23 protein-coding genes are annotated in these 21,207 nt (G+C 56.6%); all 23 read left to right on the top strand.

All coding sequences use genetic code 11. The features are described 5' to 3' along the window. Positions 1–14 precede the first annotated feature (14 nt). Entirely contained in the window at positions 15–422 is a 408-nt protein-coding gene (locus DD236_RS07700; protein WP_109093809.1) for a DUF3180 family protein, read from the top strand. A gap of 375 nt (positions 423–797) precedes the next feature. Continuing rightward, entirely contained in the window at positions 798–1,445 is a 648-nt protein-coding gene (locus DD236_RS07695; protein WP_109093808.1) for an ABC transporter permease, read from the top strand. Next, positions 1,432–2,838 (top strand): ABC transporter ATP-binding protein, encoded by a 1,407-nt coding sequence (locus tag DD236_RS07690; RefSeq protein WP_109093807.1) that lies wholly within the window; start codon positions 1,432–1,434, stop codon positions 2,836–2,838. The genes DD236_RS07695 and DD236_RS07690 overlap by 14 nt, the downstream gene beginning before the upstream one ends. Then, positions 2,835–3,608: an ABC transporter permease gene (locus DD236_RS07685; protein ID WP_109093806.1), complete on the top strand. Its 774-nt coding sequence runs from the start codon at positions 2,835–2,837 to the stop codon at positions 3,606–3,608. Before DD236_RS07690 ends, DD236_RS07685 begins: the two co-directional genes overlap by 4 nt. Then, the gene (locus tag DD236_RS07680) at positions 3,608–4,666 is read left to right on the top strand and encodes a glycine betaine ABC transporter substrate-binding protein (protein WP_243410090.1); all 1,059 of its coding nucleotides are present in this window, start codon (positions 3,608–3,610) and stop codon (positions 4,664–4,666) included. Before DD236_RS07685 ends, DD236_RS07680 begins: the two co-directional genes overlap by 1 nt. Positions 4,667–4,736: 70 nt before the next feature. Then, positions 4,737–5,225: a PH domain-containing protein gene (locus DD236_RS07675; RefSeq protein ID WP_109093805.1), complete on the top strand. Its 489-nt coding sequence runs from the start codon at positions 4,737–4,739 to the stop codon at positions 5,223–5,225. 14 nt (positions 5,226–5,239) lie between these two features. Further along, entirely contained in the window at positions 5,240–6,742 is a 1,503-nt protein-coding gene (locus DD236_RS07670) for a PH domain-containing protein (protein ID WP_207785747.1), read from the top strand. A gap of 41 nt (positions 6,743–6,783) precedes the next feature. Then, positions 6,784–7,692, top strand: a complete 909-nt coding sequence (locus DD236_RS07665; RefSeq protein WP_109093803.1) for a Rossmann-like and DUF2520 domain-containing protein — start codon at positions 6,784–6,786, stop codon at positions 7,690–7,692. A gap of 855 nt (positions 7,693–8,547) precedes the next feature. Next, positions 8,548–9,498, top strand: coding sequence for a hypothetical protein (locus DD236_RS07660; protein ID WP_109093802.1), 951 nt, complete (start codon positions 8,548–8,550; stop codon positions 9,496–9,498). 20 nt (positions 9,499–9,518) lie between these two features. Next, positions 9,519–9,758 carry a hypothetical protein gene (locus DD236_RS07655; protein ID WP_109093801.1) on the top strand — a complete coding sequence of 80 codons (240 nt, stop codon included), beginning with the start codon at positions 9,519–9,521 and terminating at the stop codon, positions 9,756–9,758. Between the two features lie 217 nt (positions 9,759–9,975). Then, complete coding sequence (locus DD236_RS12455; RefSeq protein WP_423716462.1) at positions 9,976–10,401, top strand: peptidase inhibitor family I36 protein; 426 nt, start codon at positions 9,976–9,978, stop codon at positions 10,399–10,401. A 188-nt stretch (positions 10,402–10,589) separates the two neighbouring features. After that, on the top strand, positions 10,590–11,381 hold the full coding sequence (locus tag DD236_RS07650) for a hypothetical protein (protein WP_133246080.1): 792 nt from the start codon (positions 10,590–10,592) through the stop codon (positions 11,379–11,381). 9 nt (positions 11,382–11,390) lie between these two features. Continuing rightward, positions 11,391–12,635: a peptidoglycan-binding protein gene (locus DD236_RS07645; protein ID WP_109093799.1), complete on the top strand. Its 1,245-nt coding sequence runs from the start codon at positions 11,391–11,393 to the stop codon at positions 12,633–12,635. Then, positions 12,632–13,297: an ABC transporter ATP-binding protein gene (locus tag DD236_RS07640; protein WP_109093798.1), complete on the top strand. Its 666-nt coding sequence runs from the start codon at positions 12,632–12,634 to the stop codon at positions 13,295–13,297. The genes DD236_RS07645 and DD236_RS07640 overlap by 4 nt, the downstream gene beginning before the upstream one ends. A gap of 107 nt (positions 13,298–13,404) precedes the next feature. Beyond that, complete coding sequence (locus DD236_RS07635) at positions 13,405–14,601, top strand: ABC transporter permease (RefSeq protein ID WP_165819860.1); 1,197 nt, start codon at positions 13,405–13,407, stop codon at positions 14,599–14,601. A 111-nt stretch (positions 14,602–14,712) separates the two neighbouring features. After that, complete coding sequence (locus DD236_RS07630; RefSeq protein WP_109093796.1) at positions 14,713–14,925, top strand: type II toxin-antitoxin system VapB family antitoxin; 213 nt, start codon at positions 14,713–14,715, stop codon at positions 14,923–14,925. Next, positions 14,922–15,338, top strand: coding sequence for a PIN domain-containing protein (locus DD236_RS12450; protein WP_109093795.1), 417 nt, complete (start codon positions 14,922–14,924; stop codon positions 15,336–15,338). Before DD236_RS07630 ends, DD236_RS12450 begins: the two co-directional genes overlap by 4 nt. A 178-nt stretch (positions 15,339–15,516) precedes the next feature. Continuing rightward, the gene (locus DD236_RS07620) at positions 15,517–15,837 is read left to right on the top strand and encodes a nucleotidyltransferase family protein (RefSeq protein WP_109093794.1); all 321 of its coding nucleotides are present in this window, start codon (positions 15,517–15,519) and stop codon (positions 15,835–15,837) included. Continuing rightward, the gene (locus DD236_RS07615) at positions 15,834–16,175 is read left to right on the top strand and encodes a HepT-like ribonuclease domain-containing protein (RefSeq protein WP_109093793.1); all 342 of its coding nucleotides are present in this window, start codon (positions 15,834–15,836) and stop codon (positions 16,173–16,175) included. Before DD236_RS07620 ends, DD236_RS07615 begins: the two co-directional genes overlap by 4 nt. 159 nt (positions 16,176–16,334) lie before the next feature. Then, on the top strand, positions 16,335–17,189 hold the full coding sequence (panC, locus tag DD236_RS07610; RefSeq protein ID WP_273487101.1) for a pantoate--beta-alanine ligase: 855 nt from the start codon (positions 16,335–16,337) through the stop codon (positions 17,187–17,189). Beyond that, on the top strand, positions 17,182–17,616 hold the full coding sequence (panD, locus tag DD236_RS07605; RefSeq protein WP_243410088.1) for an aspartate 1-decarboxylase: 435 nt from the start codon (positions 17,182–17,184) through the stop codon (positions 17,614–17,616). The genes panC and panD overlap by 8 nt, the downstream gene beginning before the upstream one ends. 250 nt (positions 17,617–17,866) lie before the next feature. Further along, the gene (lysS, locus tag DD236_RS07600) at positions 17,867–19,351 is read left to right on the top strand and encodes a lysine--tRNA ligase (RefSeq protein ID WP_109093791.1); all 1,485 of its coding nucleotides are present in this window, start codon (positions 17,867–17,869) and stop codon (positions 19,349–19,351) included. Positions 19,352–20,219: 868 nt separating this feature from the next. Then, positions 20,220–21,164 carry a hypothetical protein gene (locus DD236_RS07595; protein WP_109093790.1) on the top strand — a complete coding sequence of 315 codons (945 nt, stop codon included), beginning with the start codon at positions 20,220–20,222 and terminating at the stop codon, positions 21,162–21,164. Positions 21,165–21,207: the final 43 nt, after the last annotated feature.

Here is a 21,207-nt window from a genome sequence, read left to right as displayed (position 1 = left end):
GGGAGGTCACATAGATGAAGGCGATTGAACACCTCGCATGGCTGGCCGCGGGTCTGCTTCTTGGTGTGCTCGTTGGCTTGCTGGTGATCCGGCGGGACGCTCCGCCGCCGTTCCCCGCGCCTACCGCCCTCATTCCAGCCGGTATCGCCATTGCTCTCATGGTGTGGGCCTGGCAGGTTCGCCGGTTTAAGGCGGGCAAGCGTGAGAGCGTTTCGGGTGTGCCCGTGGTCGCGCTGGCTCTGTCCAGCTCTCGAGGTGGAGTGTTACTTCTTGGCCTTTTCGGGGCCGTTGTACTGGCTTACTGGACTACTGGAAGCAGCGACTACGTGCACTCTCAGATGCTCGCCTCAGGTGCGGCTGCGCTCGCGAGCGCCGTTTTGGCAGTGTGCGGGATCATCGCCGAACGCTGGTGTCGCCTTTAAATCTAGAACCGTATTTTTGACGCAGAATGGGAAATCCAACTACAGGTTTGACGCAGAGTTCGAATCGGCCCGTGCTACCGCTCTAAAATCCACATTCCTGACACAATCTCGGGGCGAGTATTTCGATGGGAAAAGCTTGGCTGCGCCTTGGATGGGCCCCGGGAATGGCTCAGATGTTGTTGCGCAGTTCATACAGGTGCCCTACGGTAGATCAATAACCTCCCGCAGATTAGGCATCTGTGAGAAGCTAGGTAAAGCGGCTCCTGCCGAGTCGGCTCAAAATGCGGGGCGCTCCAGTTCTGCGTTCGGCAGTGTCCGGGACTGTGTGCACCGATACCTCAACATGCCAGTCCATTCATCAACGATGGGACATTCATGTGGCAATATCTCACTGATCAGTGGGACCAAATATGGTTTGCGTCGTGGCAGCATCTGTCACTCGTGGTTCAGTGCACGGTGCTCGCGGCGGTGATCGCAATTGCCCTCGGAGCTCTTTGCCACAGAAGTCACGCTCTGTCGGAGCTAGCAAACGGTGTTAGTGCGGTCGGTCTAACCATTCCCTCATTTGCCCTTATAGCCATTCTGGTGATTCCGTTCGGGTTCGGTGTGACGTCATCGGTGGTCACTGTCACGTTCTTTGCTATTCTCCCGATCCTGCGAAACACGATCGTGGGTCTCAACGGGGTAGATAGCAGTTTGATCGAAGCTGCTCGCGGAATGGGTATGAACGGCGCAAGTAGGTTTTTCCGTGTGGAACTCCCGCTCGCTTGGCCGGTTATTTTGGCCGGTATTCGGGTCTCCGCCCAAATGTCGATGGGTGTTGCCGCCATTACTGCTTACGCGCTTGGACCGGGCTTGGGCGGCATGATCTTTACCGGGCTCTCCCGTCTGGGCGGGGCAAATGCACTGAATTCCGTTGTTATCGCTGTTATCGCCGTCGTTATCCTTGCTCAAATTCTAGACCTTGTCTTGGTTGGGCTTGGCCGTCTCACCACCTCTAGGGGGATTCGTGTCTCACACTGAAGAAAACAAAACCGTAGAGGGCCACGTCGGGGCCTCGTCCGCGCCCTCCCCGGATTCAGGGGATCAGGCGGGACGGGCCATCCTGCTTGAGCACATTACGAAGCAATACTCCCGTAAAGGTTTGCCTGCTGTAGACGACATTACGATGGAGATTCCTTCGGGCGAACTCGTCACGTTTGTTGGCCCATCTGGCTGTGGGAAAACCACCACGCTCAAGATGATCAACCGGCTGATTGAGCCAACGTCGGGGCGTATCACCATCGGCGACCGCGACGTCATGGCCATGAACGCCGATAAGCTGCGCCGCGAGATTGGATACGTCATCCAAGGTGGAGGCCTCTTGCCCCACATGACGGTGGGTGCAAACATCGCCCTAGTGCCGAAGATGCTGCATTGGGATAAGGAACGCATTGATGAGCGGGTTGAAGAACTCATGGACCTCATCGCGCTGGATTCAGATACCTACAAGGATCGCTATCCCCGCGAGCTTTCCGGTGGTCAGCAGCAACGCATCGGCGTGGCCCGTGCCCTCGCTGCCGATCCTCCCGTCCTGCTCATGGATGAGCCCTTTGGTGCGGTCGATCCGCTGACGCGGCAAGGGCTTCAGGACTCACTCCTCGAGATCCAAGCGTCCCTGCACAAGACGATCGTTTTGGTCACTCACGATTTTGACGAGGCGCTCAAGCTGGGTGACCGGATCGCGATCATGTCCGAGGGCGCCCACGTTGTTCAATATGATACCCCCGAACGGCTTCTCGCCGCGCCCGCGAATGATTTCGTGGAAGGGTTTATCGGTGGCGGCGCTGGGCTCAAGCAATTGACGCTCAACCGAGTGACGGACGCTGAGTTGTGGCCAGCAGTCACGTGCAGTCCTGGAGAGGACGCCCGTGAGGTTCTGGGCCGCATGAAGGAGGCTGGCGGCCATAAACACGTGGTGGTTGTTGATGAACGGAACCGCCCTCTATCTTGGCCCTCACGCCAGAAGGTTGAGAGGATGGATACCATCCCAGGCACGAAGGATCCCGGCCTCGCAACAGTCTCCGAAGAGTCTTCGCTGACAGACGCACTCAACTCGATGCTGGTGTCCAACGCGGGTGCCGCGCTCATCACGGGGCGGCGGCGCACCTTCAAGGGCGTCATTACGGTGGAGGTGGTCATGGATGCCATCTCGCGCCTACGAACAGTCGAACCGGAAGAAGACGGCGGCCCCGTTGGCGGAAACGGCGAGGACCCGGAGCATTACGATGAGGACCCGGGGAGCATCGGCGAGGCTCCCACATCGGAGATCGAGGATGATGACAGCGCAGCGGACGGATCAGCCGCAGCAGCCTCCGAAAATGACTCCGACGCCCAAGTGCCTAGTGCACTCTCCGGAGGAGATGACGAACAGTGAGTGTCTCCACGGAAAATTCATCGAAGACCTCCAAGAAGAAGTCATCTTCGCGGGGCGGGAAAGGGCTGTGGATTCAGCCGCTCATTGTGGCGGTGATTTTGGTTGGCTACCTTATCTGGTTGGCTACGGCGAACCTCTCCGAAACCGAGCGAGTGACTCTGGCACCATCGGCTCTGTGGGAATCGACGCTCGAACATCTTGAGCTAACGTTAGTGTCCGCGCTGATTGTCTTGGTTGTAGGCGTCCCGTTGGGCATCCTCCTTACTCGCCGGCCGTTCCAAAAGGCTTCGGGCGTCATCTTGGTGCTCGCAAACGCAGGACAGTCCGCGCCCGCCGTTGGCCTGATCGTTCTCCTCGCATTCTGGCAGGGCTTCACCTTTAAGGCGGCGGTGATTGCCCTTGTGCTCTACACGCTTCTTCCGATCCTGCGGAACACCATCATTGGGCTGGAGGGCGTTGATAGATCACTCATTGAAGCTTCCCGTGGCATGGGTATGAGCAGCGTTGCCACGTTGTGGCGGGTTGAGCTTCCGCTGGCCTCACCTGTGATTCTCAACGGTGTGCGCACCGCTCTAGTACTTCTTGTGGGAACCGCGGCGCTCGCGGCCTTTATTGGAGCAGGTGGATTGGGCGTGCTTATCCAGACGGGTATGCGTCTGTTCCTCCCCAGTGTCCTCATATCGGGCGCCCTGCTCAGCTCTCTTCTAGCTCTACTCATCGATTGGCTCGGACGCGTCATCGAAACGTTTGCCCGTCCGAAAGGACTGTGATGGCCATCTTTCATTTGACTGATATGACGCAGACCCGAAGTGGTGAGGACGCTCAAAAGCATGACGGCCAGGCACCCAGCAGGCGCAACAGACGCTTTCGGGGCTGCGCGGGTCTGCTCGCGGCGGGTCTCTTAACTATCACGAGCGCGTGCGGGCTAGAGCCCTCTTCAACTTATGTTCCGGAGTCAGCTCCGGGCTCTGTTGAGCCGATTCCTGACTTGCCGGAGGGCACGCAGCTGACAGTGACCACCAAGAACTTCACCGAGCAGCTCATTTTGGGCAAGATCGGGGTTCTGACTGCCCAAGCCGCGGGCTTCGACGTTGTGGACCAAACAAACATCCCGGGACCACAAGCGTTGCGCCAGCTCATGACGGATCACACGGCGGACATGACGTACGAGTACACGGGGACGGCGTGGCTCAGCTATTTGGGCCACGATGAAGGTATTCCCGATCCGGATGAGCAGTGGGAGGCCGTCCGTGATGCGGATGCAAGCTTGGGCCTCACGTGGCTCCCGCCCGCGCCACTGAACAACGTTTACGCGCTCGCGATGAGTTCGGAGACCAAGGACAAACTCGGCGATGTTTCTAACCTCAGCGATATTGCCGACCTACCGCCTGAGGAGCTCACGTTCTGTATAGAGTCCGATTTCAACTCGCGTTCGGATGGATTCCAACCGATGCTCGAGCATTACGGGATCGATGTGCCCGATGGGAACGTGAAGATCTTGGACGCCGGCGCGGTCTACACTGCCACGGAACAGGGGGATTGCAACTTTGGCGAGGTCTTCACCACGGACGGACGCATCAAGTCGCTGAACCTCACCGTCCTTGAGGATGATGAGAGTTTCTTCCCGGCCTACAACGCTTCGCCGGTGATTAACACCGAGCTGCTTGAGAAGTACCCCGAGCTTGAGGACGCCTACAATCAGGTCTCGGAGAAGCTGACCAACGAAGTGCTCATCGAGCTCAATCGCCAGGTTGATGTAGACGGGCGTGAGCCCGCGGACGTTGCCTTCGACTGGATGGTGGACGAAGGCTTCATCACCGAGCCATAACTAGGGATCTTTTGTTCAGCACTTATTTGCCGACGACGAATCCTCCCGCCCGTCCTATAGTCTAGTTGTCATGAACTCAGCTCTTGCGCCGGATATCGCATTTACTCCCGTGGATTTCCGGCTCGCCAAGATCAAGATCATGAGCGCGCTTGTGGTTGGAGCACCGTTCCTTATTGCAGCCGCGGTGCTCAGCCTGACCCTCTGGCGGGACCACCCATGGACGTGGGTTTTCGCCGTCGTCGTCCTTATTATTCTTCTCTGGGTTATAGCGCTTGTTCCTCGCCGCGTACGCGCCATGGGATATGCGGAGCTTGAGGGCGAGCTCGTCATCAAGCGCGGCATTATGTTTAGCCATCTCGAAGTAATCCCCTATGGGCGGATGCAGCAGGTGACCGTCAGCTCCGGGCCCCTCTTGGGCCGCTACGGCCTAGCCTCCGTAGATTTTGTAACGGCATCATCTGGGACAGACGGTGAAATCCCCGCCGTGACCACGGCTGAGGCGGAGCGTCTCCGAATCAAACTCACTGCCCTTGGCCAAGCCAACATGGAGGGCCTGTGATGGAGGGGCAGCCTATGGCTAGCGCGGCCGCCCCCGAACTCCCCATCGCTCCGGCTCTCACCGAAGGCGAGGATGCCCAGTGGCATCGCTTCGCGAAGGCCACGATGTTGGGTGCGGCTCTAAGACTCTGGGCATTCGTTGTGGTGATCGCGGTGGCGATCGGCCAGCAGTCCCTCAGCGACGGCGATTTTGACGATCTCCGCGATTTCCTCGTTCAGCTTGGGATCGCGTGGCTGTGGCGAATCCTCGGTATCCTCGCGGGCTTGGGCATCCTGGCAACGATTGGCGCCGCGATTTCCTGGCGCTTCAAGAAGTTCGCCATCACGCAGGAAGGGATCCAGTTTAAGTCCGGAGTGTTCGTCAAGAAGCACCTGCACCTGCGCTGGGACCGTATCCAAAGCGTGGACGTCACTCAACAGTTCCTCGCTCGTCTCCTCAAGATGGGCACGGTCAAGGTGGAGAGCGCGGGTGGGGGAGACAGCCTCGAACTTGGCCTGCTCACACGCGATCAATGTGAGGGCCTCCGCCAGGCGATCCTGACCGCGGAGAATCAGGCGCGCTCGGGCGAACCCGTTCGCATCTCAAACTGGGAAACACCGCTTGAGGGCGTTCTCGCACCGGCCAGCGAGCAGCCGATTTACCGGCTTACCCCCAAGCGCCTCCTCGTCTCGATGTTCATTTCTCCCTCCCTCTTGAGTGGCATCGTTTCTCTGGCTGGAGCCATCGCACTCGTTGTTTTTGAAAGCGGGGCGGCCGCCATCCCTTTGATTCTCGTGCTGCTTGGATCGATCTGGAGCATCATCAAGGCGTTCGCGAATAAATGGGATACGTCCGTGTTTCTGGCTTCTAATGGTGTGCGCGTGCGGGCCGGACTGTTCTCTACCACGGCCACTACCACCCCTCCGGGCCGCGTCCACGCAGTAGAGATCTACCAACCGGCATGGTGGCGCCGCTTCGATTGGTGGGTTCTGCAGGTCACCGTTGCCAGCTCGGCCACGGAAGCGGAGGAGGGCAGCGAAAGCTCCACGATCCTTCCGGTTGCCACTCGCGAAGAGGCACTCCGGATGCTCTGGGTGTTCATCCCTGATCTGGGCGTGGAGGATCCGGACCAGTTCCTGGAGGAATCCCTCGAAGGCTCCGGCGCCTCGGCTAGGTTCGTTGCCGCACCCCGCGAATCTCGATTCCTCGATCCGTTCGGGCACAAGCGCAATGCCATGGCGATCACGCGCACTGCAGCCGTCATGCGCTGGGGCGGGCTGTGGCGCCGCTCGATGCGAGTGGTTCTCCACGATCACTATCAGTCCCTCGAACTGAACGCCGGTCCGATTGAACGCCACCTCGGCTTGGCGAACCTGAGTCTGAGGATGGTGGCCACCTCAGTTGATACCGAGCAAACTCACCTCCGCCTCGCGGACGCCCGCGCACTGCTCTGGGAAGAGTCCCGGGTTGGTGCCGAGCGCAGAAAGGTTGCGGAAAAGGAGAGTATCGAATCTTGGCACGCACGCGTGGGTGCTTGAGTTTGTTTAGGGCGGCGGCGGCGAGCGCGTAGCATATTCTCATGTCCCAATCTGCTACACGTCCGGGCCGGCTGAAGATCGGCGTCATTTCCGCTGGCAAGGTGGGAGCCACGATCGCCGCAGCCCTTCGGGCAGTGGGCCACACAATCACCGGCGCTTACGCTCATTCCGAGGCTAGTATCGACCGTCTGGAAACGATGCTTCCCGGCGTTCCCGCGATGGAAGTCGAAGAGATCGCTGCAGCTAGCGAGATGATCCTGCTGGCGGTTCCGGACGATGAGCTGGGCCCTCTCGTTGCGGGAATGGCAAAGCTTGATTTGTGGAAGCGCGGGCATCTGGCGGTGCACGTGGCGGGCCGATACGGCACCGGCGTGCTTGACCCCGCCGCCGAGGCGGGCGCGATACCGTTGGCGGCCCACCCAGCTATGACGTTCACGGGCACGTCTCTGGATCTCAAGCGGCTCATTGATTGCCCGTTCGGGATTACGGCTTCCCCAATGTTTCTCCCCATCGGCCAAGCGCTGGTTGAAGAAATCGGAGGCCGCGCGGTTCCCATCGAGGAAGAGGATCGCGGGCTCTACCACGCCGCAATCTGCCATGGTGCCAATCATGCCGTAACCCTCGTGAACCAAGCGATGCGGATGCTCGAAACGCTCGGCATAGAGGATCCCGGCGCTTACCTAGCGCCCCTTGTTCATGCCTCAATCGATGGAGCCTTGCGCTCAGGTGAGAAGCTCCTGACTGGCCCCGTGGTTCGCGGCGATGCCGGAACTGTGGCAGAACACCTTCAGGCGATCGACGCCCTCGCGGCAACAACCGATGCAACAGACATCCCACCCGTCTACCGCGCTCTGGCCGAAGCTACGGCGGATCGAGCGCACACGCGCCGCGTCCTGACTGATGCTCAGCGAGATGCGGTTACGGGAGCCTTGGGCACGAAAAAGAAATAGAGGTTCCGACGATTCGAGCATCGTTCCAATCAGCATTGTAATGGGTTGGTCCGTTGGTGGACTAGCACGACTTATTCCGAACATGGTCCGATAGTGTCGGGGTGTGTGGGACCTAAGGACCAAAGTGAAAAAAGCTGTCGGTTTTGGAACGGCTTGTAATCGGTAACGCCGGACACCCCTACTGATGTTGTTGTGCAAGTCACCCCGCTGCCACTAGTGTTGGTTTTAGCTTCTTAATGGTGAGGAGCTACCACCAATAAAACAGAAGGATCTCTCATGAGTAGCAGGAAAAGTTGGATGGGGGGGGCTTGCAACTCTCGCATTAGCGGTCAGCGGGTTGTTTGGCACCGCCGTTCAGGCGGATGAAAGTAGCGACGGCAACATTCCAGAACCAACGGCAGTCAGTATCGAGACCGACTCAAACGGCGAGATATCGCCGTTAGCAGCTAGTTGTGCGCTGGGATGGGGGTGTATTTGGAGGAACAACAATTATGGCGGAACATGGGATGCACGGCAATATAATGGCGTCGTATCAATGACTACATCCAATTCAGCTTGGGCGAATGGAAATTCTTGTCACAGAACGAGTTTCCGAACTGGCCCGTTTGATAACAATCCATACTTCATTCTCGATAGCCAAACAAGGATTGGAACCAATTATCGCGATCCTAATCTCGCCAATGGTGCTGGAACCGGGCCATACAACGGTCAAAATTGGAAAGATCGCATCAGATATATTCGATTCTTTCAAGGAGCAAACTGCGTCTGACAAATTAACGGTCTAAAGCCTATGAATTGTGGGCTCAGGCGAGTACTGGCTGAGCCCACAATTCCTTTCTTGAAGGAGGAACAGCTATGATGAGGCATCCAATTGAAGCAAGGCTTGTGGCGTGTGTAATACTCTTGGTCCTGTTCGTTGCTGGGTGTGGAGGAACGCCAACAGACCAGCCGAACAGTGGTGTAAATGGGAACGCTGATCCAGACCTAAGTAGCTTGAGCCGCACGGCGGAAGTTGATCCCGAGACAGCAATCGTGACCTTGCCAGAAGATGCTGTGACTCGAGGCGAGCAGGTTGACAGTTCGACACTTAGTGCTGCGCGAGATGCGCGCGTCGCACAATGTGCACGTGACGAATTGGATATCCCATGGGTAGCGGAGCGTCCGGATCCGTATATACCAGCTATGCATATGTGGAACTGGTTTGGCCCTTGGACAAAGCCTGTTGCGGAGAAGTTCGCGTTCGTCGAACCTATGGGTGATGGTGCGCTGATTGTGAATGGAATAGTTGAGCCGCCGGCGGACTATGAACCAATCCCTTGGGTAAACGAGAATATTGCTGAAGCTGATCGTGATAATGTCTTCGAGACATGCAACTCAACAGAAGCTGTCATGGAATTCGACGAGACACGTTTATGGACGATTGGGCCAGGGCAGGAAGCTCTCAATGAGGAACAAGAGGCTGTAATTCGCGACCCAGAAATGCAGGCACTGTCAGATGAACTTGCAGTGTGCTTCGAAGAAAACGGCATGGAGATGCATCGCGATTTTCCGGGTTTTCCGTTGAACGCCGACTTTAACAACATTAACGAAGAACAGATTGCGCTCGCACTAAAGACGGTCGAGTGTAAAGACCAGACTAATTTCACTCAGCGCGCGGCAGATATTATCGCCGAGCGCCAAGTTCCCATGATTGAGGAGTATGCGGAGGAGCTGTTTGCGGCTCGCGAAGAATGGGACGATACCGTCGCGGAAGCAGAGGAATACATTGCTTCCCATCCGGAATTGTTCGAACTACCAACCAACTGAGCGTTGTCGAAGAGCACTTTATGCGTAAAAAATTGCTTGTTCTTGCTGCTGTGATATCCAGCGCCGTTCTGATTTCGGGATGCGGAAGTTCCACGCCGGATTCAGGCGACGCCTCAACTGAAACGGTAGCTCCGAGCGATCTGAACCTCACGGCGGAAGTGAATCCCGATGCGGGGATGGTGGTTCTGCCTTCTGATCGGTATGCTCCAACGATCGCTGATGAGCTCACACAGTCTCGGAAAGAATTTGATGAAGCGTAGATATTTGTGGATCGGCATCACCATTGTAGTGCGTCTAGCCACGGCCGTCGGTCGCGACTGAATTGCTGCGCTCAGAAGTGAGGGCTTCGACGAGTCCTCACGGATTTCTTGATAGGCGCAAGACTCAGTTTGTATCTCAGATTGTGGCTCTTAGTGCTTAAACACGCTGAGAGGAGCGTAGTTTCGCAAATACCATCAATGTTGAAGGGAAGTAAAAATGAAAAAGAAGACGCATAGTGTTGTCGGTAGCGTACTCGCAGCCGTGCTAGCGCTTGGAGTTTCCGGAGTCGTAATGCCTGCAGCGAGTGCCGGTACTGGGGCCTGTACTTCGGGGTATGGGTGCATCTGGAAAGACACGAGTTACAACGGTCTATCGTTTGGCACCTACAATGGAGGAGGAGTAGCTGACAAGTTGAATGATCAAGGATCTTCTGCGGCAGCTAACGGTAAGACATGCAAATATACTAGGTATTACGATGGGCATAGTATTGCTGGAAGTACGTCTTACTTCATGCTATATAGCAAGCAACTGCTGAAATCGAACTATCGGGATCCAAAGCTGTCTAATGGGGCGGGGACCGGCCCCGGTAAGTCCCAAAACTGGGACAATCGAGTCAGTTCGATCTTCCACTCCGGTTGTTAGCAAATAGGTGTGAGGCGGCTAACCGCCGCCTCACACCTATCTATTTTGATTGGTATCTTATGTTTGCGCGTTCCATTGGAACTCTTATTGCTGTCTTCGGGGTCTTGAGCCTTTGTGCATGCAGTACGAACGCGGGTGATTCATCTGCTTCTTCACCTAGCCTGAATCAAGTTGATGGTTTGGATCTGATGGCTGATGTTGATCCCGATGCGGGTACGGTTGTTTTACCCGCGGATCGGTTTCAGTTGTCTGAGAATAAGTTGACCATCTTGTCAACAGCTGGAGATATCGGGATCACGAAATGTGCGCGGTCGCTTGGTATTCCCATGATGGTTTCGTCTGCTGATCCCGATCCGGTTTATGACATGTGGTATCAGTTCGGGCCGTGGACTGTTGATATGGCTGAGCGGTTCGCCTTTGTTCCTCCGATGACTGACGCCGATATGGTAGTTAATGGAATCGAAGGGGCTCCGGCTGATTCTAAGTCTGCTAATGATGACTATGTGCCGCTTCCTGAAGACCAACTGGATGAGGCAATCGAGAAGTGCTCTGGTGATCCAGATTTCGTGTACTTTAACGGGATTGATGATGGTTTTGGCGGGCCGTGGCAAGAGGATTTTAACCAAGTATATGAGAAGACGCTTGGTGATCCCCGGGCTGAGAAGGTTTTTGATGATCTAACGGCCTGCTACAAAGAAAATGGGATGACGTTTGACAGTAGTACGCCGAGTTTTGTCACTGCTGCTGATCCGAATCGGATAGATGAGGATCAGGTTGAAATGGCTGTGAAGGTGGCGCAGTGTCAGGAATCTACTGATTCTATTCAACAGCTTGCGGACATTATGGCCGAGTACCAAGCACCGACAATTGAAGAGTATGCCGAGGAGCTCGTGGAGATCCGTGATAGTCAAGATGAGGCGTTGGCCAAGGCGGAGGATTACATTGCTGATAACCCTGATGCCTTTCAGCCGGTCCAATAGAGGAACAACATGAAGCGTAGATTTTGGTGGATCGGCATCACTGTGGTGGTGTGTTTGGCCGTGGTTGCCGGCGCGTTTGCGGCGGGGCGTTTCGTGCGCTCTCCCAATGAGGAGGCTATTGAGAACTCTCAGTCTCAAGCGGTGATCACGGCACAGGTTGAGGAGCGGACGCTTCCGGCGGAGATGATCCAATCGAAGGGCAAGCTGAAGCTTGGTAAATCGTGGGATGTGAGCGTTTCTCCTTCCGATGGCTCCTTGCCGGTGGTTACGGGTTCATATGCATCGGTAGGGGATACCCTGTATTCAGGGAGCGTGCTGGCCGAGGTTTCCGGACGTCCCGTGCTGGGCTTGGCATTGCCCTTTGACCTGTACCGGGACATCTACGTGGGCGATTCAGGAGCGGATGTGCGCGAAGTCCAGCGGGCTTTACGCGATCTTGGAGTGTACGGCGGGGCCGTAGATGGGGAATACGGTCCGGCCACCGCCCAAGCGGTCAAGGCAATGTATACCCGGGCCGGTGTGGTGGCTCCGGATCCAGTGGCCGAGGCGAGTTCGGAGGAGGCTGGTGGATCCACTAGTTCTAGTTCTGACGAGGACGATGATTCCGACTCTGGAAGTGCCACCGGCGAAGGCGGTATGGCTGGTGGACCCGCGGGTGGTACATCCTCCGTGCGGCTGGAGCCCGCCAAGGCATACGTGCCGGTGGTCCGCTCGGAGTTTGTGACGCTGACGGCCGGCAGCGCGACAGTGGTCAAGGTTGCCGGTGTGAATACTCAGGTGGGCGAGGATACTCCACTGGCAACCCTGCGCAGCGGTAGCGCGTCAGTCACGGTGCGTGTGGGGGTGGCGGAGAAGGGCTCCTTCAAGTCTGGGCGTAAGGTCAACGTTCAGGCTGCTAGCGACACTCAACAGGTGGCTAGCGGGCGCGTGAGGGGCATATCGGAATTTGCTCAGGCTGATCCGGACGCGGGCAAGGAGATTCCTGGATATGACGTGACCGTGGAGGTGGCAGATCCCGAGGGCCTTTCTGATGACCAAGAAGTTGTGGTGATCGCGGAGGCGGGAGAGGCCGTGTCAGGTATTGCGGTTCCGGTGACCGCGCTGCGCGAGGATGGATCGGACACGTTTGTGGTGCTGGCCGGGGTTGAGGGCAAGCATGTGCCCGTGACAGTCGAGCAGGTGAGCGAAGGATACGCAGTGCTTGACGAGCCCACCGTCAAGCCGGGCGATGAGATCGTTGTTTCGAACCGATGAGCGTTCTAGAGCTGAAGGACATTCGCAAAACCTACACGGTCAAGCCGCCCGTGGAGGTGCTCAAAGGTGTGGACCTGACGGTTCAGGCTGGCGAACGCATAGCGATCGTGGGTCATTCGGGCGCCGGCAAGTCCACGCTCCTGAACATCGTGGGCCTGCTTGATGAACCCAGTGACGGCAGCTACCGCCTAGCAGGGGAAGAAACCAAGTCCCTATCCGCGCGACGGAGGGATCGCCTCCGCGCCAATATGTTGGGGTTCGTGTTTCAGGACTACCACGTGCTTGGGCACCGGACGGTGATTGAGAATCTTGAGCTGAAGCTTGCGATCAACTCCATTCCCCTTAAGAAACGCAAAGAGATGGTGGACCGCGTGCTTGGACAAGTGGGGCTGGACCACCGCGGCGATTCCCTGACCCGGCTACTTTCCGGCGGAGAAAAGCAACGCTTGGCGATTGGGCGCGCTATGCTCACCAGCCCGCAGGTGTTATTGGCGGATGAACCCACCGGCAACCTCGACGAGCAAAACGCCGGCACAGTTCTCAATCTGTTTGATGAGCAGGCGGCGGGAGATGTCGCCGTCGTCGTTATTACCCACGACGAGAGGATCTCCAACTGGGCCGATCGTGTACTCCACCTTATCGACGGGAGGATCGAAAAATGACAAACCCCCTTGATATCTTGGACGAAGACACGCCTGCGAAGCCAAAACGAAAAAGGCGGAGCCGTAAACACAAACGTGGAAACGTATTTTTAAGGCTCCGGGACCTGATGCGGGACGTGAGCGTGGAGCTGTCCTCGCGGATGTCGCGGACGGTGCTCATGGTGAGTGCGGTTGCTTTTAGTACGGGGGCGCTGCTGGCGTCGGTGGGTATTTCCCAGAATGCCGCCCATCAGATTGACGCGGACATTGCGGCTTCGGCGACCCGGCAAGTCCTTGTTACCATCCCTGGCCAAAGCGAGGATTCGGAGGAATCTGCGAGCGAGGATGAGAATGGCGACGAGGCGGATGTGAAGGAGCTTTTGCCCGCCGATACCGAGGCGCGGCTCGCGGCGATTGATACCGTTCAGGCTTCGGGGCGGCGCTTGGATTTGGATCTGCTTGGGCGGTCCGAGGTGAGCCGCCCGGTGATCGGCGAGGACAACATCAACGTGGGCGTCAAGGGGGTAGTCAGTGGCTATCTGGAGGCCGCTGAGATCACGCCAACAACGGATATGGCTTGGATGTTGGACGGGGAGCAGAACGTGGCGTTCCTTGGGGAGGCCGCGGCCGAGAAGCTTGGGATCCCCGTGACGGGCGATACTCGGGGCCTGAGCGTGAACCTGAACAACGTGGGGTATTCGATCATCGGGTTCCTCCCCGGAGAGCATTCCTTCAGCGATTCCTTGGTGATTCCGTACCACAACGCCGTGGAGGTTGCGGGTTCCGATTCAGAGAGTCAGGTGCTCATTCTTACCAAGTTGGGGGCGGGGAGCCAGGTATCCGGAGTGGCGCGGCTGGCAATCCTGCCCGCGCAGCCGGAGAAGCTGGCCGTGTCCCAAGTGATAGCTCCCAATGCGATTCGAGAGAACGTGTCCGATCAGCTCACCACTCAGGCCACCTGGGTTGGCGCGTTTCTTATTGTGCTGACGATCCTGTTGATTACAAATTCGATGATCGTTTCGGTGACCGCGCGGACCACGGAGATCGGGGTGCGGCGGGCACTGGGGGCGTCTCGCAGTTCCGTGGGTGGCGTGTTCCTATGCGAAGGTGGGTTGATCGGGGCGCTGGGCGGGCTGGCTGGGGCCGCGCTGGCGTCCGTGGTGATCACCGTGGTGGCCGCCATAAACGATTGGAGCGCCTACCTGAATCCCGGGTGGATCGCGTTGGGGCCCGTGCTGGGCATGGTTGTCGGGCTGGTGGCATCCGCGTATCCGGCCATGCGTGCGGCTACCATTCAGCCCGCTATCGCGGTGCGGTCTGATTAGGGTGCTGGGGCGATGGGGCCACTCGAACACTGGAAGAACGCCTTGGTGTAGTGACATTTAGCGTCTTATTCCCGTATTATATAAATAAATATATGGAATTAGGAGGTTGACATGACTCTTACGAGTGTGGATCTTGATCCTCAACTGATTGCTCGAGCTAGGGACCTGACCGGAGAAAGGTCAAATCGTTCGGTCATTGACCTTGCGTTGCGTCGTTTGATCGCTTCGAAGCAGAAGGGCGCCATGATTTCCGGTATTGCCGAGCTTGCTGATCTGGAATCACAGCTTGGTGCCCCTGTTATTGTGCCGGACGGGAAGAAGTGACAGATTACCTTGTAGATAATTCTGTCTGGGCCAGGCTTTCTTCAGGGGACATAGCGATTACTGAAAGGTTGAGAAGGATTGAGCGTGCGCCGTCCGATCTCATGGTCACGTGCCCTCCTCAAGTTTTAGAGTTTTGCCACAGTGCTCGGACGCCGGCAGAGTACATCCGTTACTACGGGAGACTATCGCTCGGTTTTCCACTTGAGAATGCGCCGGAAGAATCATTGGTTGTCGGGATTCAACGTGCGTTATGGGATTCCGGACTTGTGAGAGCAGCTGGTGCAGTGGACATTCTCATTGCAGGGTACGCGATTTCTAACGATGCAACGGTATTAACCGCAGATCACGATTTTGATTACATAGCACCTGTTTCTGAACTCAGGCACGAGTATGTGGCTCCTTCTGATCGCTAGGGAAACTAGGAACGATGGGGTTCATGCTGGTTGTAGGGCTGGTTGCATCCTCGAATCCGGCCATGCGTGCGGCTACCCTTCAGCACGCTATCGCGGTGAGGTCTGATTAGTGCTCCGGCGCGATGGTGTCTCAATTTGAGCACTGTCAGTTCGGGGACCACTACATTATCCTTGGAATATGAACGTACCTACGCCAGAGAGTGAAGCGCTGCGCAAGCTCATTGGAGTTCGCTGGGCTGAGCTAAAAGCCGTTCTTGAAAAGTACGGTGCAACGAACCCCCGTTTGTTCGGGTCGGTTGCTCGTGGGGATGCGGGTGCCGAGAGCGACATCGACATTCTGGTGGACTTGGACCCGGCCGGGGGGAACGTTCTTTTTCGTGCTGGAGGGCTAAGTGAAGAGTTTCGAGAGATCCTCGGACATAAGGTGGATATCTTCTCTCCGGAGTTACTGAGGGAACCTGTATCGCAGGCCGCTCTTTCGGATGCCGTGTCTCTATGAGTAGGGGTGTTGAAGAGAGGATCGGCGACATTCAGTCGGCAATCGCTCGCTCTTTGCGCTACGTCGATAGCCTTGACGACGCGGACACTGATATTGCTGATATGGCTGTGGATGCCATAGAACGGAATATCGCGGTTATCGGTGAAGCGGTTCGGCACCTGCCGGACTCTGTGACACAGGCGTTGCCGGAGATTGACTGGGCAGCGATTCGAGGTATGAGAAATATCCTTATTCATGAGTACTTTGGAGTGGACAACGTGGTTCTCCGCGAAGTCGTTACCAGCGAACTTGGCCCGTTGAATACCGCGCTCAAGCACTACCTCGAACAGGGACAGTAATGCTCTGTCTGAGATAGTTTGTGGGAGCCATAGTATCCGCTTATTCTGCCGTGCGTACGGTCACAACATCCAGCTGCCATTATGGTGCGCTCTAATCAGGAGCCGGGTTCAACTACCGCCTCGCTATACTCGCTACCTACGCCGCGGTAGTCTTTTCACGTGAGCGAATTGATTCGTACTAAAGAAGACCTACGCGGGGCAATGGACCAGCTTTCGGGAAGCGTCGCCCTTGTGATGACGATGGGTGCTCTCCATGAGGGTCACCTCTCGCTTGTGCGCGCCGCAAAAGAGGCGGCGGATCACGTAGTGGTATCGGTGTTTGTGAATCCGTTGCAGTTCGGACCGGACGAGGATTTTGATTCCTATCCGCGCCAGCTTGACGCGGATATTGCACTCCTTGACACGGTTGGGGTGGATCTGGTGTTTGCTCCTTCGGAATCAGAGATGTACCCGCGCGAGCCGCTGATTCGTATTGACCCAGGCCCGATGGCAACGGTATACGAGGGAAAGACGCGGCCCATTCACTTCGCTGGCGTACTTCAGGTGGTGCACAAGGTTCTGAATCTTGTGCGGCCGGACGTGGCGTTCTTCGGGCAGAAAGACGCCCAACAGCTGGCCCTCATTCGGACGATGGTGGCGGATCTGGATATGCCGGTTCGTATTCAGGCGGTGCCGATTAAGCGCGAAGAGTCGGGCTTGGCGCTATCCTCGCGCAACGCCTACCTGAGCGAGGACGAATATATCGAGGCGTTGGCGCTTAATCAAGCGCTCGTTCTTGGAAAGGACGCAGCACGCCACGGGGCTTCCCCTGTGGAAGTGCGCGACCGCGCTACCGCATATTTGGACAAGGCGCCGGGTGTGAAGCTCGACTATCTGTCTGTGGTAGATCCTGAAACGTTCGAGGATCTGACAGAGGTTGGCGTGCCGGATCATGGCCGAGGCCTCATCATTACGGCAGCGTGGGTTGGTTCCACGCGACTGATAGACAATAGGGAGGTGCGCTTCGATGGCTAGAATGCGCACGATGATGACCGGCAAGATCCACCGGATCACGGTGACCGGAGCAGATCTGAACTACGTTGGGTCTGTAACAATTGATGCGGACCTTCTGGATGCGGCGGACATTCTGGTTGGTCAGGCGGTGGACATTGTGGATATTACCAACGGTGCCCGCCTTACCACCTACGCAATACCCGGCGAACGAGGTTCGGGCATCATGACGATTAATGGGGCGGCCGCTCATCTGATCAATGAAGGTGATCTTGCGATCGTCATTTCATACTCGCTTCTAGACGAAGCCGAGTGCCGAACCTATCAGCCGCACGTTGTATTTGTGGACGCTAACAATAGGGCGGTCGAGGTTTCCGATGAGCCCGGACAGGCCCCCGACGGAGCTTCGGTACAGTCCTCCGGTATTACTTTCGAGGAATACCGCCGGTAGGTTGGGCCGGATAGTAGGGGTAGTGCGGGCGCAGCGCTCGCACTCTGTGGCGGCGCATCGTTAGTACTTCCGCCTCACCCGTAGATATTCCTTCCTGCAGCTACAGGCGAGAGGCGCAGGCAAAAGGAGCGGGCGCCCCGAAATCTGGCCAAGATCACCCCTTCTGGCCGTGCAGCGGCGGCGTGGTGCCGATAGGCTGGGGTGCGTGAGTGAACAAACGAAGCCTGTACAAGATGAAACGTCCGAACAGATGCAGGTCCGCAAGGCCAAGCGTCAGGCGCTGCTAGACCGAGGTATTTCGCCCTATCCGGTGGAGCTTCCCATCACCACAACCATTGCCGATATCCGCAATAAGTTTGAAGGCACCGAAGCGGGTGTGGAAATGACTGAAGAACGCGTGGGCGTTGCTGGGCGCGTCATGTTGTTCCGCACAGGCGGCAAGATTTGCTTCGCTACGCTCCAAGATGGTGCAGGTACGCGCCTCCAGGTGATCGTGTCCCTGAACAACGTGGGCGCTGAGGCGCTCGCGGACTTCAAGCAGCTTGTTGATCTTGGCGATCACCTGTTCATTGAAGGCTATGTGGGCGCTTCCAAGCGCGGGGAACTCTCCGTGTTTGCCACCTCGTGGCAGATTGCTTCTAAGGCATTGCGCCCTCTTCCCAAGGTGTACACGAACGCGGATGGCGAAGACGTGTCCCTTTCCGAGGAGTCGCGCGTGCGGCTGCGCCACCTTGACCTCATCATGCGTCCTGCTGCCCGCGACATAGTTCGCCTGCGCGCCGGCGTCATGAAGTCGCTGCGACGCACCTTCGATGAGCGCGGCTACCTAGAGCTAGAAACGCCGATGCTTCAGGCACTCCACGGCGGAGCTGCCGCGCGTCCCTTTAAGACGCACATCAACGCGTATAACGAGGATCTTTACCTCCGCATCGCTACCGAGCTACACCTCAAGCGCGCTGTGGTGGGCGGGGTCGACCACGTGTTTGAGATCAACCGGAATTTCCGCAACGAGGGTGCCGATTCCACCCATTCACCCGAGTTCACGGCGATGGAAGCTTACGAGGCATACGGCACGTATGACACGATGGCTGAGCTCACCAAGTCTTTGATCCAGCGCGCATGCATGGACACACTTGGGACCATGGTGGTCACGTTGGCCGACGGCACCGAGTACGACTTCGGCGGCGAATGGGCCAACATAGATCTCTACACCTCTATCTCTGAAGCAGTGGGCGAAGAGGTCACGGTGGAAACTCCGAAGGCTCGGCTCGAGGAACTGGCCGAGGAACACGGCATTTCGGTAGCTCCTTACTGGGTTGCAGGGAAGATCGCAGAGGAACTGTTCGAGGAACTCGTAGGCTCAAAACTCTGGGCGCCCACGTTCGTGCGGGACTTCCCCGAGGACACTTCCCCGCTGACCCGCCCGCATCGCAGCAAGCCTGGCCTCACCGAGAAGTGGGATCTTTATGTTCGCGGCATGGAGCTGGCAACTGCGTACTCAGAACTGGCCGATCCGGTGATCCAGCGGGAGCGCTTCGTGGCTCAGTCCCTTGAGGCCGCCAACGGTGATCCCGAGGCCATGCAGCTGGACGAGGACTTCCTTGAGGCCATGGAGCAGGGCTTTCCGCCCGCCGGTGGCATGGGCATGGGCGTTGACCGCCTGCTCACCGCGATGACTGGCTTGGGAATCCGCGAGACCATCACGTTCCCGTTCATTAAGCCGCAGTCCAAGTAAGTACGCATAATTTGTAGCTGCCCTGCGCGAGGCGTAGCCCACGCCTAGGTCAATCGTGATATCAATCACAATATACGAGAAGTGTGTACGCAGGTCTTTTCCGACGAATATGGTGGAGATACCCAAGCAAAAATACCTCACTAGCTTGGCCACACAATCTGGATAACGGATTGCTCCCGGCGTGAACGTTCACAGCGCGTGTACGCTCGGTTTGCTCGTGAGAGCATTTTCCATCCGCTCGATATCGAGTTGATGGCCTTATATGATTTCTAGTTTTGTTGGAAGGCATAACGGCATGCCTACCCTGAGATGATAAGGACATATTATGAAACCTTTTAGAAAACTAGCAGCCCCCCCGCTTGCAGCGCTAATATTGGCAGCTAGCGGTTTTGCTGGATCTGCTGCGTTCGCCGATGAGCCGACTCCCGAACCAGCGCCGGTGGTTGAGATTACTGATGAAATCGGCACTCAGGCCTATCCAGGATGCGCGTTAGGATACGCGTGTTTATGGAAGAGTAGTAACTATGGTGGTAGCTGGGCGGCAGCGCCCGCTAATGGTCCTTTCTCTGTAGGTACTGCAGCAGTTAGGGATACGCATAATTCAGCTGGAGCAAATGGTAAGAGCTGTAAGTACACGCGATTCTGGAACAATAAGAACAACCGATACTTCTCCCTCAAGAGTGAAAGTTGGGATGGAAGTGCCGCAAGTAGAGATGCGAATTTAGCCAACGGGGCCGGTATTGGGCCGTACAAGGCTGAGAATTGGACCAATAGAGTCAAGAGCGCCGAATTCCATACAGGCACCAACTGTAAATAGCTAGACATGTTTAGTAGGGGTGGGAGCGGTGAGGAGCCGTTCCCACCCACAATGACGGGAACGCGCATGAATTCTTTGAGGTCTGTTGCTGTTGCATTGGTTGTTTGTCTGGCACTGATCGGTCTGGTGGGATGTTCCAACGATACCGGTGGCGGTAGTGGTGCCACACCGAAAGTGAGCGGTATCAACCCGAGTGCTGAGTTGGATTATGACAAGGCCACTGTTCATTTGCCAGAGGATTATGTGAAGACATGGGATGAGAACGAGGTAGAAATCGTAGATAGTGCGAAGGAGGGGAATTTTATTCAATGCGTTTATGAAAAGACCGGCACCAAGCTGGATCCGTATCCGGTGAGCCAGTATGAACAGGTGCGTGAGGTGTTTTTCTTATACGGACCGTGGACGATGCCGATTGCAGAAAAGTTTGCTTTCGTCCATCCAAAGACGGATGGTGAACTCACGTTTAATGAAAACGTACCGAAGCCTGATGACTATGAAGAAGCCGCCTCGGGCAACCCCTACGAAAACCTCACTCAGGAGCAACGCACTGAGTTCGCGGAGCTGTGTGGTTCAGAACCTTCCGAAGACAAGTTTGATGTCGAAGCTGCACAGCTGGACGGGCCGGGCAGTGTTGCGATGGGAGAGGTGCCAGACAAGGTATCCACTGATACAAGAATTACCACCCTTGTTGATGAATTCGATGAATGCCTTCAAACGAAGGGGATGAACGCTGACCGTTCGGCAATTGGATACCCACAAGGGGTGGAGTTTTGGACTGTGGATGAAGACCAGATTGAAATGGCGATAAAAACTGTCGAGTGTAAGGATCAGATCGATTTTACTCAGCGGTTAGCGGATGTTACCGCCGAGTATCAGATGAAGGTTATTGATGAATATGGCGCAGAACTTATGGCACAACGGGAAGCGTGGGATGATCTAGTTCAGGACGCCAAGGATTATATTGCTGCGAATCCGGACTATGTTACTCAAAACTAGGATCCGTGGATCAGAAGGAATAAGCGAATTCAACCGATTGACC

Source organism: Ancrocorticia populi (assembly GCF_003123745.1).
Classification (GTDB): Bacteria; Actinomycetota; Actinomycetes; order Actinomycetales; family Actinomycetaceae; genus Ancrocorticia; species Ancrocorticia populi.
The sequence above is the reverse complement of the archived record's forward strand: the minus strand, read 5'-3'. Positions and strand labels throughout refer to the sequence as shown.